Origin of the sequence: Lysobacter sp. yr284 (genome assembly GCF_900107375.1) — a bacterium.
GTDB lineage: Bacteria > Pseudomonadota > Gammaproteobacteria > Xanthomonadales > Xanthomonadaceae > Lysobacter.
Genome location: NZ_FNPT01000012.1, coordinates 31502 through 46732, shown reverse-complemented (window position 1 = coordinate 46732; position 15231 = coordinate 31502). Strand labels below are relative to the sequence as shown.

The window sequence follows — 15231 nt, the reverse complement described above, 5'->3', positions numbered from 1 at the left end:
CCCGCATGACCGCATCGACCGTCCCCAGCGTCCACGCCCGCGGCGAATCCGCGCCCTACGCGGTCAGCTTCGTCGACGACGGCGAGCACCGCTGGCAGGCCGACGAACCGGCCGAGGTCGGCGGCGGCGACAGCGCGCCCTCGCCCGAACGCCTGCTGCTGTCGAGTCTGGGCGCGTGCACCGCGATCACCGTGCGCATGTACGCCGAGCGCAAGCAATGGCCGCTGGCGCAAGTGGAAGTGACGCTGCGCTTCAACCCCGCCGGCAAGCCCGCCGCCGGCACCGACATTGAGCGCGAGATCGTCCTGCGCGGCGAGCTCAGCGAAGAACAGCGCGAACGCCTGCTGCAGATCGCCAACGCCTGCCCGATCCACAAGGTGCTGACCGGCGAGGTGCGCATCGCCACGGCCCTGGCGGCCGGCGCGCAGGCGTGAGGCGCGGTTGACGCGGCACGGGCTTTCGCCCGCAGGCCGATGCGATCAGCCCCGATCGCGTCCGAGGCCCGGTCCGCGGCCGGGCGCTGGCCCGTTCAGCGGCACTGGTACTCGTCGGCGGAGTAGTCGCTTTCGATGCCGCGGTCGTCGGGGCTGCCGTCCTGGGCGTCGACCACCCGGCGGAAGATCACGTAGCCCACCGCGTGGGTGCCGGCGACGCAGGGACGCGGCAAGTCGTTGGGGGCGTAGAAGGTCTCGCTCGCCGACACGCCCTGGCCGTTGAGGGCGTAGCCGGCGAAGCGGCACGAGGACGGGTACTGGTAGCCCAGCACGCACACGCCGGTGGCTTCGACCGCGTCGGCCGCGGCCATCGCGGCGTTGAAGTTGGCGGCCCAGCCGGTGCCGGGATCGGCGACGCAGTCGCCCGAGGGCAGCGGCGTGGCGCCGCTCTGGCAACCGTTGGAGCCGTTGCCGCCGAGCGGGCCTTCGCTGAAGTACTGGTAGCGGCCGCTGTGGACCCAGTCGGCCGCGGCCGCCGGCAACGCCGCGGCGGCCAGCGCCAGGCCCCACATCGCCGCGATCGCCGCGGCCCGAGCCGACTTGCGCATGTTCATCCTTGCCGCTCCTGTCGTATGAATGCGCGGCGAGAGGTCGCCTGTGCAAGCGGCGCGAGAATAACGCAGGCATGCGAACGGCAGATTGCAGTTTCGGGCCGTCCGCTCATCTTCCGATCAGCTTCGCCGCGCCGGCCCGACGCCGCGCACGTTCGCGGCGCGCGCGATGCACGGCGGCCGCGCGACCGCGTTCAGTCTTCGTCCTTGAGCCGCTCGCCGGGCAGCAGCGGCAGCCGGCCGCCGTCGAGCGCGCCGCGAGTGGGCTCGCCGTCCTCGACCAGCAGGATCTCGCCGCTCTCGCCGTTCTTGAGGCCGCTGTCCACGCCGATCACCCGGCCGTCGAAGTAGCTGGCGATGTGGTGGTGGGTGGTGTGGCCGACGACGATGCGCGAGACGCCGAGCCTGGCGGCGATCGCATCGACCTGTTCGCGCTGCAGCGCCGGATCGGTGAAATAGCCGCGGTACCAGATCGGGCTGGTCTTGCCGTTGTACAGCGGCGACAGCTGCGGATCGTCCTGCCACACCGCCTTGGGCGTGCCGAGCGAGGCGCGGTACGCGGCGTTGCTGCGTTCGGTGTCGACGTCGCCGGCGAGGTAGTCGGGCGAGATGCCGCCGTGCACGAACAGCATGCCGCCGACGCGTGCGATGGCCTGGCGGGTGCGCAGCCACTGCCCGAGCACGCTGTCGGGGCCGTACAGCTGCGGGTAGGTCTCGCCCAGCGCCGCGGCGCTGCGCTGGTAGCCGGGATTGACGTAGCGCAGGTCGCCGCCGAGCGCCATCGCCTCGTGGTTGCCGATCAGGTAATGCACGCCGCCGCCGGCGTCGCGCGCCTGCTGTTCCAGCGAGTACAGCAACCACAGCGCCTGGTTGACCTTGGGGCCGCGGTCGAAGACGTCGCCGACCACGACCAGATGGCCGCGGCCGTAGCGCCAGCGCAGGTCGCGGCCGACGATGCCGTGGGCCTGCAGCAGCCGCACCAGCAGGTCGTACTGGCCGTGCACGTCCGACAGCGCCGCGATCCGCGCCACCGGCGCGTCCGCCGCATCGGCCTGCGGCTGCGCCGGCGCGCGCACCAGGATCGGCCGCTCGAAACCGCAGCGCGGCGGCACCCGCACCGGCCAGCGCGCGGCCGGGTAGCGGCGCTCGAGCACCTTGCCGGCGCAGACCCAGCGCGCGATCACGGCGCCCTCGGCGTAGCGGATGTAGGGGCCGTCGTCGAAGGCGGCTTCGGCGGCGGGCGCCGGCGGCGCGGCCGGCGGCGGCGCGGCGACCGCGCTGCCGAGGCAGGCGGCGTACAGCGCCAGGCCCAGGCGCCGGCGGCGGGCGGCGGGAACGGATGCGTCCAAGGGATCTCCGGTGCGGCGACGGACAGCGCCCGAGCTTGGCGCCTGGCGGGCCCGCGGACAAGTCCGTTTCCTGGCGGTTGCGCCGCGGCCTTGGCCGCGCGCAACGCAAAACGGGGCTCCGAAGAGCCCCGTTTTTCGCAAGCCCCGCCGCGGCCGGGCCGTTGCGGTCAACCCAGGCGCGCGATCACGGCCACTTGAGGTTGAGCGACACGCCGACCACGCGCGGCTCGTTGTACACCGCCGCCATGTAGTTCTCGATCACGCCCTTGAGGTTCTTCTCGTTGGTGATGTTGCGCGCGAACAGCGCCACTTCGTAGGCGCCGTAACCGCCGGTGTAGCCCACGCTCAGGCCGCCCTCGAAGTTGCCGCGCGAGTTGAACTCCTTGGAGTCGTACAGCACGAAGCTGGTGTAGCCCTGCTTGTTCCAGTCGGTGGCGACGAAGAACGCGCCGGCGTCGCTGACCGGGATGTCGTAGCGCGCGCCGAGACTGAGGTTGTACTTGGGCGCGTTCGGCAGCGGGTTGCCGTCGACCTGGGCGAACACGTTCGAGCCGATCTTGATGGTCGGATCGTTGACCGTGCACACCACCTGGCCGTTCAAGCCGCAGACCTGGGCGTAGACGCGCTTGTCCTGGATCTCGCTGTGCAGCCAGCTGGCGCCGGCGGTGATCGACAGGTTCGGAATCGGGCGCCAGTCCAGGTCGGCCTCGACGCCGTAGGCGCGGGCCTTGTCGGCGTTGAACAGCACGCCGTTGCCGTTGGAGTCGTTGCCGTTGAGCTGGATGTCGTCGACGGTGTAGGTGAACGCCGCCGCGTTCAGGCGCAGGCGGTTGTCGAACAGGCTCGACTTCACGCCGGCTTCCCACGACAGGATGGTTTCCGACTCGGCGGTGGTGAAGTCGGCGTTGAACACCGCCGAGCGGCCCTGGATGGTCGGGCCGCGGAAGCCGCGGGCGACGCGGCCGTAGACGCTGACCTGCGGGTTGATCTCGTACATCGCGCTGAGGTCCCAGCTCGGCGTGGTGTCGGCCATCTCCACGTCGCGGCGGCCCTTGTAGGTGGACACGCCGGCCGCGCTGTCGGCGGTCTTGAGCAGGCGGGTGCGCTTGCTGTCGCGGGTCTCGCGCACGCCGGCGGTGACGGTGAACTTGTCGCCGAACTTGTAGCTCAGCTGGCCGAACGCGGCCCAGGAGGTGTTGCTGTTGCGCAGGCGCACCCAGTTGTTGGGATTGCGCGCGTTGCCGCTGAGGAACCAGGCGCGCTGGTAGAAGTCGGTGGTGTCGCGGCCGTCGAAGTAGAACGCGCCGAGCTGCCACTGCAGGGCGTCGTCGTTTTCGCTGGCCAGGCGGATTTCCTGGGTCAGCTGGTCGAGGTCGCGGACCTGGCCCATCGACTGGCCGTAGCCGTTGGGCTGGCCGTTGACCGGATAGTTCGCCGCGGCGCCGCCGTCGGTGTCGCCGCGGCTGTAGCCGGAGGTGGTCTCGTAGGCGCTGATCGAGGTCAGCGACATCTCGTTGAAGCGCCAGGTGGCCTTCACCGAACCGCCATAGGTCTTGTAGGCCTGCGGGTTGTCGCCGGCTTCGTCGTAGGCGACCTTGTCGCGCGCGCCGAACACTTCGTTGGAACCCTTGCGCAGCGCGTTGCGCAGGAACAGGGTCGAGGTGCCGTCGTAGTCGCGGGCGTGGGCCGAGGCCAGCAGCGAGAAGTTCTCGCTGGGCTGCAGCAGGAACTGCACGCGCAGGTTGCGGTCGTCGTAGCCGCCCATCGTGTCCTTCTTCGGCGACACGGTACCGTCGGCGCTGGGGCCGTTGTAGGTGTTGTCGACCCAGTCGTCGCGGTGCTGGTACAGGGCCGACACGCGGAACGACAGCACGTCGTTGATCGGGCCGCCGACGCCGCCGTCGAGCGAGACGGTGTTGTAGGTGCCGTAGCTGGCGCTCAGGCGGCCGGAGTAGTCCTGACTCGGCTTGATGCTGTCGAACTTGACGATGCCGGCGGTGGTATTGCGGCCGAACAGCGAGCCCTGCGGGCCGCGCAGCACTTCGACCTGGTCAACGTCGAACACCGGGTTGGACTTGAGCACGACGTGTTCGAGCACGACGTCGTCCTGGATGATCGACACCGGCTGCGAGGCACCGAGGTAGAAGTCGATGTTGCCCAGGCCGCGGATGTAGAAGCGCGGGAAGATGCGGCCGGTGGTGGTCTCGGCGTAGAAGCTGGGGACCTTGCCCGACAGCGCCAGCAGGGTGTCGTCGCCGCCGGCGGTGAACACGCGCATGGCATCGCCCTGGACCACGCCGACCGAGACCGGCACGTCCTGCAGGTTCTGCTCGCGGCGCTCGGCGGTGACGGTGATGGCGTCGAGCTGGGTGGCGTTGCCTTCCGTGGCGCGCGCCGGCGCGGCGTCGGCCTCCGCCGCCTGCTGCGCGGCGGCCGGCAGCGCGGCGCCGAGCAGCAGCAGGCTGGCGACGGCGCTGGCCAGCGCGGTGCGCGCGAGCGGGCGACGGGAATGGTCGGTGGCGACGCGGCTGCGCTGCGGCAGGCGTGCGGCGGAAACAACGGACATGGGGGTGGGATCCTTTCGTGGCGCCTGGCTGCGAATGCGTCCGGCTGGCGCGGGGCCGGCAGCGGGGGCGGTATTCTCCGCGCCGCGGCAAGGTATGTCACCTGTGTTTCACGCCAGTTTCAGGCCCTGTGCGCAGCGCGGCGCGATCGGCGCGGGCGAACGCCGGGTGCGGACAGATACGGCAAAGCAGCGCCGTGGCCGGGCCTTCAGACCCGATGCTTTCCGCTGCGGTCGCCGCGCCCACGCCCGCGCGCCGCCGCCACGCCGCGCCCCGCGCTCACTGCCCCGGCGCCCATCCGCTGTCGCGCAGGAACGCCTTGGTATCCGGCATTTCCAGGATCCGGGCCAACGCCGCGCGCTTGTCCCCGGCGCGCTGGTAGTAGGCCCGGGCGATGCGGTAACCGACCCAGTAGCCCTGGTCGTAAGGCTCGTCCGAGCCCTTGCGGTAATTGAACATCCAGCCGCTGAAATCGCGGTCGTCCTGCTCGCGCAGGAACGCTTCGCCGATCGCCCGCTCGCGGCCGCGCACGCGCACGGCCAGGCCCGGATTGGCGACGCCGCCGGCGATCAGTTCGGCGACGAACTCCGCCCCGCCCTCGGTCAGCGACATGCCCAGCACGCTCGCGCGCGGGTCGTCGGGCGCCAGATCCTGGGCGGCGGCGGGCTGCTGGATGTGCGCGTACTCGTGCGCGATCACCCGCACGAAGCGGTCTTCCGGGTCCGGATTCATGAAGTCCGCCGCGCACAGCGCCTCCAGCCCGACGGTCACGCCGGCCGGGTTGGTGATGCCGACCGGCTTGCCGCGGCCGACCACGATCGCCACCGGCGGAAACCGCGCCTGCGGATACAGCTCGCCGAGCGTGCGCAGCGACGCCGCCACCCGCCGTTTCACCTGCGGCAGCAGCTTCATGCATTCGCGCGCGTCGCGGTACATCGCCGGATCGGCCGCCATCTGCGCGGCGATGCGCTCGCCGCTGACCCTTCGCAGCTGGGCGAACTCCTTGAGGCTGGGGCTGCCCTGGGCGAGGTATTCGTCCAGTTGCGCCACGCTCGGCTTGCCGTCGGTGGCGGCGTACAGCGCGTAGAAGCGGTCGACGTCGTCGGTGCGGATGTCCGGCTCGCCGGCCGGCCCGGCCGCGTTGGCGGCCGCGGCGATGGCGAGCAGGGCCAGGCAGACGGCGGCGCGCAGGCGACGACGGCGGTCAGGTGCGGGCGGGGCGAGCGACGGCTTCGGCATGGGCGGCGGATTTCGGTGGCGCGGCTGCGCGGACAGCGCCGAGTCTGCGCCCGCTGGCCGTGCCTGCTCACTGCCGCAAGTCATGACTTGCGCATGCGCCGCCGCGGTCAGGGAATCGACGTGCCGATGCGTTCGAAGTCGAAACCGTCGTCGAAATTGAGCCAGACCAGGAACGCGCGCCCGACCAGGTTGCGTTCGGGCAGGAAGCCCCAGTAGCGGCTGTCCTCGCTGTTGTCGCGGTTGTCGCCCATGACGAAGTACTGCCCCGCCGGCACCGTCCACTCGCCTTCGGCCAGCAACGGCTGCGGCAGGTCGCGGCGCAGCAGCACGCGGTGGACATGGCGGCCGAGGGTTTCGCTGAGCTCCTGCGCGCCGGTCGCTTCCGCGCCGCTGCCGTGGCCGGTGTAGGCGCCGATCGGCGTGTAGGCCACCGCGGCGCCGTTGATGGTCAGGCGCCCGTCGCGGTACTCGACGCGGTCGCCGGGCAAGCCGACCACGCGCTTGATCAGGTTGACGTCGGCGCGCTGCACCGAGTGGAACACCACCACGTCGCCGCGCGCGGGCTCGCCCATCGGCAGCACCTTGGTGTTGCTGATCGGCAGGCGCAGGCCGTAGACGAATTTGTTGGTCAGGACGAAATCGCCGGTCAGCAGCGTCGGCATCATCGAATTCGACGGAATCCGGAACGGCTCGGCGACGAAGCTGCGCAGCAACAGCACCACCAGCAGCACCGGGAAGAACGCCTTGGAGTAATCCACCACCCAGGGCTCGTCGCCTTCGTCGAGCAGGCCCGCGTGCGCGGCGCGGCGCCTGGCCAGCCAGTGCTTGTCGAGCAGCCACACCAGCCCGGTGAAGGCGGTGAGCGACACCAGTGCGATTTCGAACCAGCGCATCGCTTGCTCCATGGAGGTCGGACCCGGGCGCGCCATCGTTACGGCTCCGCGCAACGGCCGACGCCTGGCGAGTGTGCGCCGATCGCGCGCCGCGACGCCTGCCACAAGTCATGGTCGCGCTGCGATCGTGCGCCACGAAAAAGCGACTGCGCAGCGGCCATCGGCGCCTTCGATTCGGGTGCGGGCGACCGTGTCGGCAAGCGCGAAGCCGGCGCGGACCGCGGCGCTCGCTCGGATACGACCGAACGTACGTAGTGCCGCGCGCGCGATTCGACGTTTGTGAACTGCGAGTACGCCCATGCGCACGACGATCACAGTTCGTCGCCGAACGTTCGCCGCGGCACTGTCAGTTTCATTGTCGCGCCGCACCAAATATGGACAAACGCTTTCGACCTGCGCGACGATGCGGATGCGGCGTTTTCCCGCACCGGACCACACGTCCGCATCCGCACGACGGACGCCGCGATGCTCAAGGAAGTTGCAGACCGATGCCCGGCAAGGATGCGCTGTGTGTGTTGGACAGCCTCCGTTCGCAGGGCTTCTTCCGACACCACAACCGAAGGAGTGGCGACATGCAAAACGACGACCATGTGTCCGATTGGCTCAACGGCGCCGACAGCGTCGACGGCCGCGGCAATCCCGCCGGCCCGCTCTACATCGAAGGCGCCGCGGCGACCGAAGATGCGCTGACGTCCCCGAACGAAGCCAATATGTTCTCGACCCGCACCGCGATCACCTGCTCGGGTGTCGCCTGCTGCATCTGCGCCTGAGTTCTGCCGCAAGCAACGGCGCGCAGCCGCGTTAGGCTGCGCGCCGCCCCGCGCCTTCGCGGCGGCGGGGCCCGATCCTTCCCGCTCATGGACGACACGATGACCGATGCAGGCTCCGTCGGCGGCTTCGCGCCGATCGTCGAACATTTCTGCGCGGCGGCCCGCGACCGGCTCGCCGCGTCGCTGGCGCAACTCGCGCCGGCCCTGGACCCCGAAGAAATCCGGCTGATCCGCGACGCCGCGGTCGAAGCGCTGCACGCCAATGCGCGGCTCAAGCTCAACCGCGTGCTGCTGCTGGAGCTGTACGCGGCCAAGTGCGCCGACGAACTCGGCGGCGGCGACGATGCCGCGCGCTTCGAACGGTTCGTCCAGCGCTGCCGGCAGGACGACTTCGGCCGCCACCTCGACCGCCGCTATCCGAACCTGCGCGCGCGCCTGGCGCGGGTGCTCTACGAGCAATGCGCCGGGACGACGGCGCTGGCCGCGCGCCTGGCGCGCGACCGCGCTGCGCTGGCGCCGCTGCTCGGCGGCGACGCCGGGCGGCTGAGCGCGATCGCGCTCGGCCTGGGCGACCTGCACGCGCACGGCCAGGCGGTGGCGCGGCTCTCGTTCGAGGGCGGCCAGGTCATGTACAAGCCGCGCTCGCTGCGCGTGGATGCGGCGCTCGACCGGTTTCTCCAGCGCCTGTTCCCGGCCGACCCGCACCGCATCCGCGTGCCCGCGGTGGTGGATCGCGGCGACTACGGCTGGGCCGAGCACGTCGCCCACCGCTATTGCGACGGCGACGGCGAACTGCGCCGCTTCTATGCCGGCCTGGGCCAATGGCTGGCCGTGCTGCGCCTGCTCGGCGGCACCGACATCCACCTGGAAAACCTGATCGCGGTCGGCCCGACGCCGGTGGTGGTCGATGTCGAGAGCCTGTTCGCGCACACCCACGCCACCGCGCCGTCCGGATACGGCCACGCCCACGACCTGGCGCGCGAGCTGATCCGCAGTTCCGTGCTGCGCACCGGCATCGTGCCCTCGCGCGCGCCGACGCTGGGTTTCGACAACGTCGACCTGTCCGCCGCCGGCGCCCTGCCCGGCGAGCAGCCGCGCGTGCTCGCGCCGGTGATCGCGGGCGAAGGCACCACCGACGCCCACGTCGAGATCATCAGCGTCGAAGTCGGCCTGGCCCAGAACCATCCCAGCCCGCAGCCGGAACTGTCGCGCTATTGGGACGGCATCAGCAGCGCCTTCCTCGACACCAGCGAGCGCCTGCGCCGGCTCGACGCCGACGGCGCGCTGGCGCCGCTGATCGGCGAATTCGTCGGCTGCAGCGTTCGCGACATCCGCCGCACCACCAAGGCCTATCTCGAGATCGGCCGGATGCTGTGGCACCCGGCGTCGCTGCACGACGAAGCCAAGGCGGTCGCACGCGCCCGCGACCTGTTCGTGCGCAACGCGGCGGTGATGCCGGCTGCGCCGTCCTCGGCGGAGGAGATCGACCGGGAAATCGACGATCTGCGCCACGCCGACATTCCGGTGTTCGCCTCGTCGCTGACGCCGCAGCGGGTCGATGCCGCGCTCGCCGGCTGGCGCGCGATGCGCATCGACCTGGAAGAAATGACGATCCGCAGCGCGCTGGTGGTGACCGAATTGAACCACCGCGCCAACGCGCCGATGGACGACTCGCAGCGGCGCTACCACGCGCGCCGGCCGCACGCCGACGACCTGGAACGGCGCCGCCGCACGCTCGCCGCGCAGGCGGTCGAGCGCCTGCTGAGCCTGGCCGTATACGGCGATGACCGCTCCGCGACCTGGATCACGCCGGGCGCGAGCGGCGCCGGCTGGCACGTGCACCCGCTGCAATCGGACATCTACTCCGGGCTCGGCGGCGTCGCGGTCGCGCTGGCCGGCTATCGGCGCGAGGTCGGCCACGGCCGCGCCGATCCGGTCGCCGGCACCGACGAGGCCATCGACGGCGCGCTGCGCGTGCTCGCCCGCATGGCCGCGGGCGAGCGCCTGGAAAGCGCCGGCGGCTTCAGCGGCTACGGCAGCCGGATCTGGTCCTGGCTGCTGCTGCACGACTTGCTGGAACGCCCCGAACTGCTGGAGCACGCGCTCGCCTACGCCGGCAGGCTCGAAGCCGAGGGCTTCGACGCCGACCGCTCCCTCGACCTCATCGACGGCTGCAGCGGCGCGATCGTGCCGCTGCTCGGCCTCGCCCGGCGCAGCGGCGATCCGCGCTGGCTGGAACTGGCCGCGCGCGCGGGCCGGCACCTGGAATCGATGGCCATCGTCGACGAACGCGGCGCGCGCTGGCCGGCCGCGGCGTTCGCCGAACCGGTCGGCGGCTTCGCCCATGGCGCGGTCGGCATCGCCTGGTCGCTGACGCGGCTGGCGCTCGCCGGCGCCGGCAGCCCCGGGGACCGCCAGCGCTGGAGCGCGCTGGCCGAGGCCGGATTCGCGTTCCAGGACGGCTTGTTCGACGCGTCCTCGGGCAACTGGCGCGAAGCGATCTCCGGCAAGGCCGATATCCACACCTGGTGCGGCGGCAGCGTCGGCATCGGCCTGGCCGCGGCCGACCTGTACGCGCGCACCGCCGCGCCGCGCCATCTGCGCGACCTGCGCCGCGCCGTCGCCGCTTCGCAGGGCTACTGGGGCCTTTCGCACACCTTGTGCCACGGCGATTTTTCGCTGTGGGCGCTGTTGGCGCGCGCGTCCGCGCTCGATCCGGACGGCTCGGCGAGCGACTGCGCCGACGCGACCGCGCAGGTCGTCTCGGCGCTGGAAGAACACCACGGCATGGTCGGCGGGATGACCCGCGAGGCGTTCACCCCCGGCCTGATGACCGGGCTGGCCGGCGCGGTCCACGGCCTGGCCGGCATGCACCCGCACGCGCGGCCGCAGTCGCCGCTGCTGCTGGAGTGCGGCTGACCGGCCGGCTCACCGCGCCAGTTCGGACGCGGCGATGCCCGGCACGCCGCGCCGGATCGCGCGCGAGTAGGCGCCCGCGTCCGCGGCGTCGGCCGGGATCGCGCGCGCGCGCGGATTGACGTAGCCGCGTTCGCGCAACTGCGCGTAGCTGTACCCCGGCACCAGCCCGCCCTGGTCGTAGACGTATTCGGCGAAGTGCCCGGCCGCCAGCAGGCGATAGTCCAGCGGCAGGTCCGGGACGACGTGGCGGGCGATCTCGAACACCACCGTGGTGCAGTTGCTGGTCAAGGTGTTGTAGAACGCCGGCTTGCGCTTCAACTCATCGGCCTTGGCGAGAAAGCCGAGGAACATCGGCCGCAGCGTCTGCGGCGGAAGGTTCAGGCGATACAGGTAGACGTCCTCGCCGCGGGCGTTGCTGCGGGTGCGCACGATGTCGCGCTCGTCGGCGGCCACCAGCACCTGCTCGAAGCGGCGGAAGAAACCGCCCAGCGCGGAGAAGCTTTCGCCGCGCTCCTTGCGGATCTCCAGCGAGAACACCAGCCGCCGGCCGTCGTCGAAGCCGAACGACACCAGCGTGTGGGCGATGTTCGGGCCCATCCAGTACGACAGCACCAGATCGGCGCTGGACAGCTTCGACAGGTCGTATTCGCGCGTCTCCCAGCGCGGGGTGTAGTCGGTCTCGCTGCGCCACTGGAAATCGCGCACGTTGCGCAGCACCACGCGGTCGCCGCGCACCTGCGCATCGAACTGGCGGGCGACATCGTCGGCCCAGTCGCGGTCCTGCGAGGGCGCCAGCGCGAACCACCACGCCAGCAATACGGCGAAGCCGGCCGCGAAGGCGATCGGCGCCGCCCGCCGCGCCGCGCTTGCGCGTCGCCACGGCAACGCCGCGCAGGCGGCCGCGCCGAGCAGGCACCACGCGCCGATCAAGCCGTTGCGCAGCGGCGCCGCGGCCGGGCCCTGGAACGCGATCAAGCCCGCGCCCCAGGCGGCGACCGCCAGGATCGCCGTCGACAAGAGTCCCAGCGCGGCGATGCGCAGCCACCCTCGCCCCGCGCCGGGAACCGGCGGGATCTTTGCAGCGGGCATGGCGACTCCTTGCGTACGGGCGAATCCGGTCCGCTACTTTACGCTGGCGGCCCGGCGCGCGGCATGCCTTGCCTGCCCGCCCCCTGGCGCGGCCGTTCGACCGGCCATGTCTTGCGCGGCGACGCGCGCGATGTTGCCCTCGCCCAGGCCCGACAGATGGCCGCGACGCGCGGCCTCGCGTCCGTCGCTCGAAAGCGCCCCGCGCACGCGGGACGCTTTCGAGAACGCATGGCCGCACCGGCGATGGGCGACGGTGCCGGGGGTGCGCCGCGCATCGGCGGCGCTGGGTCCATGCGCGTTGCGGCCTCAGCCGGCCGCAGCGGTTACGGCGAGTAGCAGATGCCGCCGCCGACGGGGCAGACCTTTTCCAGGATCCACTTGCCGCCCGTGCACCGGTAGTAGTAGCGCCAACCGTTCTTGACGTCGTTCACCGACCTTCCGTTGGGGCTGCAGCTCTGCCCGGGCACGGGCGCCTGCGCGCTGGCGATGCCGCCGATCGCCAGGCCCATCGCGAACACCGCGGCGGCCATCAACTTCATCTTCGTTCGATACATGAACTGTTTACTCCATGACGTGATGTCGCTGGAATCGCGCTCGCCTGGCGGCGAATGCGCAGCCTGCGGCACGCGGCCGCACGATCGGAACGGACATCCAGCGGTTCTGCCCGCCTCCGGCTTCGGCGCTTCGGGCTGACGATGCAATGCGCGATGCGCAACCCGATGCAATCGGTCGAATGTATCGATACCCGATATTTCGCGCGATGTCCGTTCGCAGGCGATGGGCGTTGCATCTGAATTGTGTGTTTCCTCGCAGTTTTCCAGATGGATGCGCATCGATGTCGCGCAGCGGCCGAGACGCTCGCCGCTGCAGCGCAACGCAATGAACGCCGCAGATTTCCGCTTCGGTCTCGCGCGCCGCACAATCCGCGGCGGCTTCGCCTGCGCATGCGTTGCCGCGCCGATGACCGAATCGCCGCGGATCCGCCCAGGCGCCCGCCCGTGGAGCCGGCCGGCACAAGCGCCCCGACTTGAGCGATCCAGGCTAAGGCTTGGCGCCCGCATCGTCGTGCGCGCCCGCCCGCACATGGCCGGAGAGTTCGCTGCCCGCGTCGTCGCGCAGGCGCCAAAGCGACCACGCCGAAGCCAGCGATATCGCTGCGACCACGGCGAAGGCGATGCGGAACCCCAGCGGGTCGGCGACCGGCCGGCCGGTCGCCGCGGCGGAGAGTTCGAGCGCGTGCGCGCCGACGACCACGCCCAGGCTCAGCGACAGCTGGACCATGGTCCCGGCCAGGCTCGTCGCCGACGCCATGGCGCGCGCATCCACCTCGGCGAAGCTGATCGCGTTGAGGCTGGTGAACTGCAGCGAACGCGAGCAGCCCACCGCGAACAACGCCGCCGCCAGCCACAGATGCGGGGTTTGCGCGCGGAACAGGCCGAAGCCGCAGACCAGCGCCGATGCGACCAGTACGTTGCCGAGCAGCGCCCTGCGAAAACCGAACCGGCGCAGCAGCGGCGTCACCACCAGCTTCATCGACATCGCCCCGATCGAAGAGACGAACACCAGCAAGCCGGTCTGCAACGGATCCAGGCCGAACCCCAATTGCAGCATCAGCGGCACCAGCAATACGGTCGCGCCGACGCCGACGCGGAACAAGGAGCCGCCCACCACGCCGGCGCGGTAGGTTTCGATCCGCAGCAGCCGCAGTTCCAGCAAGGGATGCGGGTGCCTGGCCGCATGCACCGCGTACCCGGCCAGCAAGCCGGCGCCGACTGCCAGCGCCGCCACGGACGCCGCGACGGGCACCGCGCGCTGGCCCAGGCTGGCGAAACCGAACATCGCCGCCGCCAGCCCCGGCGCGGTCAGCGCCAGCCCCAGCCGGTCCAGCGGCGGCGGCGGCTCGCGCACGTCGGGAATCACCCGCTTCGCCAGGGCGATGCCGAGCAGGCCGATCGGAATGTTGATCAGGAAGATCCCGCGCCAGTCGAAATAGGTGGTGATGAAGCCGCCCAGCGGCGGTCCGATCATCGGCCCGATCAACGCGGGGATGGTCAACCAGCTCATCGCCCTGACCAGCTCGCTCTTGGGGACCGCACGCAGCAACACCAACCGCCCCACCGGCACCATCAAGGCGCCGCCGGTTCCCTGCAGGAAGCGCGCGGCGACCAGAGCCTGGGCGCTGGCGCTGAGCGCGCACGCCGCCGAACCCAGCAGGAACAGGCCGACCGCAGCCAGAAACGCGCGCCGCGCGCCGATGCGATCGGCGATCCAGCCGCTGACCGGCATGAACATGGCGACCGCGAGCAGGTATGCGGTCAACGCCAGCTTCAACGAGATGGCATCGGTTCCCAGGTCCGCGGCGATCGCCGGCAGCGAGGTCGCGAGCGCGGACGAGTCCATGTTCTCGATGAACAAGGCGCACGACAGCACCAGCGGCAGCAGGGGATGGCGCTTGTCCGCGGGCGCGTCCGGCCTCATGCGGTCACGCCCGCATCGCGGCGGCGGCGACGCGCCGCAGCCGCAGCCGCGGCGGCGGCCGCGTCCCGGGCGCGCGGCCCGGCGACGCGCGCGCGGTCAATGCGCGCGCCTGGCCCACAGGGTGCCGAAGCGCATCAACCGGTAAGTCATCGCATCCTTCTCCACCTCGACCTCGAAGCCGCGGTTGCGCAACAGTTCGACCAGTTGCTCGTGGCGCTGGTCCTTGTGGTACTCGTGGAACTCCATGACGATGCGGTCGATCCGGCTCCAGTCGCGCTCGCTCATGCCGCGGACGATCTCGTACTCGCCGCCCTCGCAATCGATCTTGAGCAGGTCGACCCGGTCCACGCCATGCTCGTCGAGCAATTCGCCGACCGAGATGCAGGCGGCCCGGACCCGCTCGGGCGCGCGCCAGACCCGCCAGTTCTTCAAGTACATCTTCAGGCGCGCATACGCCGGCCGGCGGAAGTCGGAGCGATGGGAGATGATGTTGAAGCCCGGATAATAGGTGAGTTCGATCTTCTGCCCCGACGGCCCCACCGCCGCCTGTACCGCGCTGACGTTGCGGATGCGGTTGGCGTCGAGGTTGCTGCGCAGGCAATCCATCATTTCCTGCACCGGCTCGACCGAGATCACGCGCCCCGCCGGCGCCTGCGGCGACGCCCACAGCGCGAACACGCCCATGTTGGCGCCGATGTCCACCACCGTATCGGCATGGCCGATCTCGAATCCCTCGCGCTGGTACTGCTTCTCGACGAAGATCTCGTCGACGACGTACTCGGCTGCCGCGCGCATGTGCGCCGACTGCAGGTACAGGGTCAAGCCGTTGGGCAGCGGAACATGGGCGGTCGGCTGGGGCGTGGACATGGTGCTCGCTCCGTTGGT

The 15231-nt window shown here is 71.1% G+C and carries 12 protein-coding genes; 3 read left to right on the top strand and 9 right to left on the bottom strand.

The window, feature by feature from the left end:
- Positions 1 to 5: 5 nt before the first annotated feature.
- Complete coding sequence (locus tag BLV01_RS16880) at positions 6 to 434, top strand: OsmC family protein (protein ID WP_091802276.1); 429 nt, start codon at positions 6 to 8, stop codon at positions 432 to 434.
- Positions 435 to 529: 95 nt separating this feature from the next.
- On the opposite strand, the gene BLV01_RS16875 is transcribed toward BLV01_RS16880, so the two are convergent.
- The 5 genes from BLV01_RS16875 to lepB all read right to left on the bottom strand — a co-directional run bounded on the left by BLV01_RS16875 (position 530) and on the right by lepB (position 7090).
- Positions 530 to 1048 carry a hypothetical protein gene (locus BLV01_RS16875; protein WP_091802273.1) on the bottom strand — a complete coding sequence of 173 codons (519 nt, stop codon included), beginning with the start codon at positions 1046 to 1048 and terminating at the stop codon, positions 530 to 532.
- A 191-nt stretch (positions 1049 to 1239) separates the two neighbouring features.
- Complete coding sequence (locus BLV01_RS16870; protein ID WP_175486044.1) at positions 1240 to 2394, bottom strand: metallophosphoesterase; 1155 nt, start codon at positions 2392 to 2394, stop codon at positions 1240 to 1242.
- Positions 2395 to 2578: 184 nt separating this feature from the next.
- The gene (locus BLV01_RS16865; protein ID WP_091802268.1) at positions 2579 to 4960 is read right to left on the bottom strand and encodes a TonB-dependent receptor; all 2382 of its coding nucleotides are present in this window, start codon (positions 4958 to 4960) and stop codon (positions 2579 to 2581) included.
- Positions 4961 to 5237: 277 nt separating this feature from the next.
- Positions 5238 to 6197, bottom strand: a complete 960-nt coding sequence (locus BLV01_RS16860) for a DUF2268 domain-containing putative Zn-dependent protease (RefSeq protein WP_139178807.1) — start codon at positions 6195 to 6197, stop codon at positions 5238 to 5240.
- A 107-nt stretch (positions 6198 to 6304) separates the two neighbouring features.
- Complete coding sequence (lepB, locus tag BLV01_RS16855; protein WP_091802521.1) at positions 6305 to 7090, bottom strand: signal peptidase I; 786 nt, start codon at positions 7088 to 7090, stop codon at positions 6305 to 6307.
- 488 nt (positions 7091 to 7578) lie between these two features.
- Here lepB and BLV01_RS16850 point away from each other — a divergent pair, with 488 nt between their 5' ends.
- Positions 7579 to 7860 carry a DUF6229 family protein gene (locus BLV01_RS16850; RefSeq protein ID WP_139178805.1) on the top strand — a complete coding sequence of 94 codons (282 nt, stop codon included), beginning with the start codon at positions 7579 to 7581 and terminating at the stop codon, positions 7858 to 7860.
- A 99-nt stretch (positions 7861 to 7959) separates the two neighbouring features.
- The gene (locus tag BLV01_RS16845) at positions 7960 to 10779 is read left to right on the top strand and encodes a type 2 lanthipeptide synthetase LanM family protein (protein WP_175486042.1); all 2820 of its coding nucleotides are present in this window, start codon (positions 7960 to 7962) and stop codon (positions 10777 to 10779) included.
- A gap of 9 nt (positions 10780 to 10788) precedes the next feature.
- Here BLV01_RS16845 and BLV01_RS16840 read toward each other — a convergent pair whose 3' ends face one another.
- The 4 genes from BLV01_RS16840 to BLV01_RS16825 all read right to left on the bottom strand — a co-directional run bounded on the left by BLV01_RS16840 (position 10789) and on the right by BLV01_RS16825 (position 15213).
- Complete coding sequence (locus BLV01_RS16840) at positions 10789 to 11868, bottom strand: Lnb N-terminal periplasmic domain-containing protein (protein ID WP_091802259.1); 1080 nt, start codon at positions 11866 to 11868, stop codon at positions 10789 to 10791.
- Positions 11869 to 12191: 323 nt separating this feature from the next.
- Complete coding sequence (locus tag BLV01_RS25605) at positions 12192 to 12701, bottom strand: hypothetical protein (RefSeq protein WP_139178803.1); 510 nt, start codon at positions 12699 to 12701, stop codon at positions 12192 to 12194.
- A 208-nt stretch (positions 12702 to 12909) separates the two neighbouring features.
- Complete coding sequence (locus tag BLV01_RS16830; protein WP_091802253.1) at positions 12910 to 14346, bottom strand: MFS transporter; 1437 nt, start codon at positions 14344 to 14346, stop codon at positions 12910 to 12912.
- Between the two features lie 96 nt (positions 14347 to 14442).
- A complete protein-coding gene (locus BLV01_RS16825; RefSeq protein ID WP_175486040.1) occupies positions 14443 to 15213 on the bottom strand; it encodes an FkbM family methyltransferase in 771 nt (256 codons plus the stop codon).
- Positions 15214 to 15231: the final 18 nt, after the last annotated feature.

Bases quoted from the DNA above. Each gene is read 5' to 3' on its own strand.
- lepB (WP_091802521.1), bottom strand. From the start codon at position 7,090: ATGCGCTGGTTCGAAATCGCACTGGTGTCGCTCACCGCCTTCACCGGG.
- BLV01_RS16850 (WP_139178805.1), top strand. From the start codon at position 7,579: ATGCCCGGCAAGGATGCGCTGTGTGTGTTGGACAGCCTCCGTTCGCAG.
- BLV01_RS16875 (WP_091802273.1), bottom strand. From the start codon at position 1,048: ATGAACATGCGCAAGTCGGCTCGGGCCGCGGCGATCGCGGCGATGTGG.
- BLV01_RS25605 (WP_139178803.1), bottom strand. From the start codon at position 12,701: ATGCGCATCCATCTGGAAAACTGCGAGGAAACACACAATTCAGATGCA.
- BLV01_RS16880 (WP_091802276.1), top strand. From the start codon at position 6: ATGACCGCATCGACCGTCCCCAGCGTCCACGCCCGCGGCGAATCCGCG.
- BLV01_RS16825 (WP_175486040.1), bottom strand. From the start codon at position 15,213: ATGTCCACGCCCCAGCCGACCGCCCATGTTCCGCTGCCCAACGGCTTG.
- BLV01_RS16840 (WP_091802259.1), bottom strand. From the start codon at position 11,868: ATGCCCGCTGCAAAGATCCCGCCGGTTCCCGGCGCGGGGCGAGGGTGG.
- BLV01_RS16860 (WP_139178807.1), bottom strand. From the start codon at position 6,197: ATGCCGAAGCCGTCGCTCGCCCCGCCCGCACCTGACCGCCGTCGTCGC.
- BLV01_RS16830 (WP_091802253.1), bottom strand. From the start codon at position 14,346: ATGAGGCCGGACGCGCCCGCGGACAAGCGCCATCCCCTGCTGCCGCTG.
- BLV01_RS16865 (WP_091802268.1), bottom strand. From the start codon at position 4,960: ATGTCCGTTGTTTCCGCCGCACGCCTGCCGCAGCGCAGCCGCGTCGCC.
- BLV01_RS16845 (WP_175486042.1), top strand. From the start codon at position 7,960: ATGACCGATGCAGGCTCCGTCGGCGGCTTCGCGCCGATCGTCGAACAT.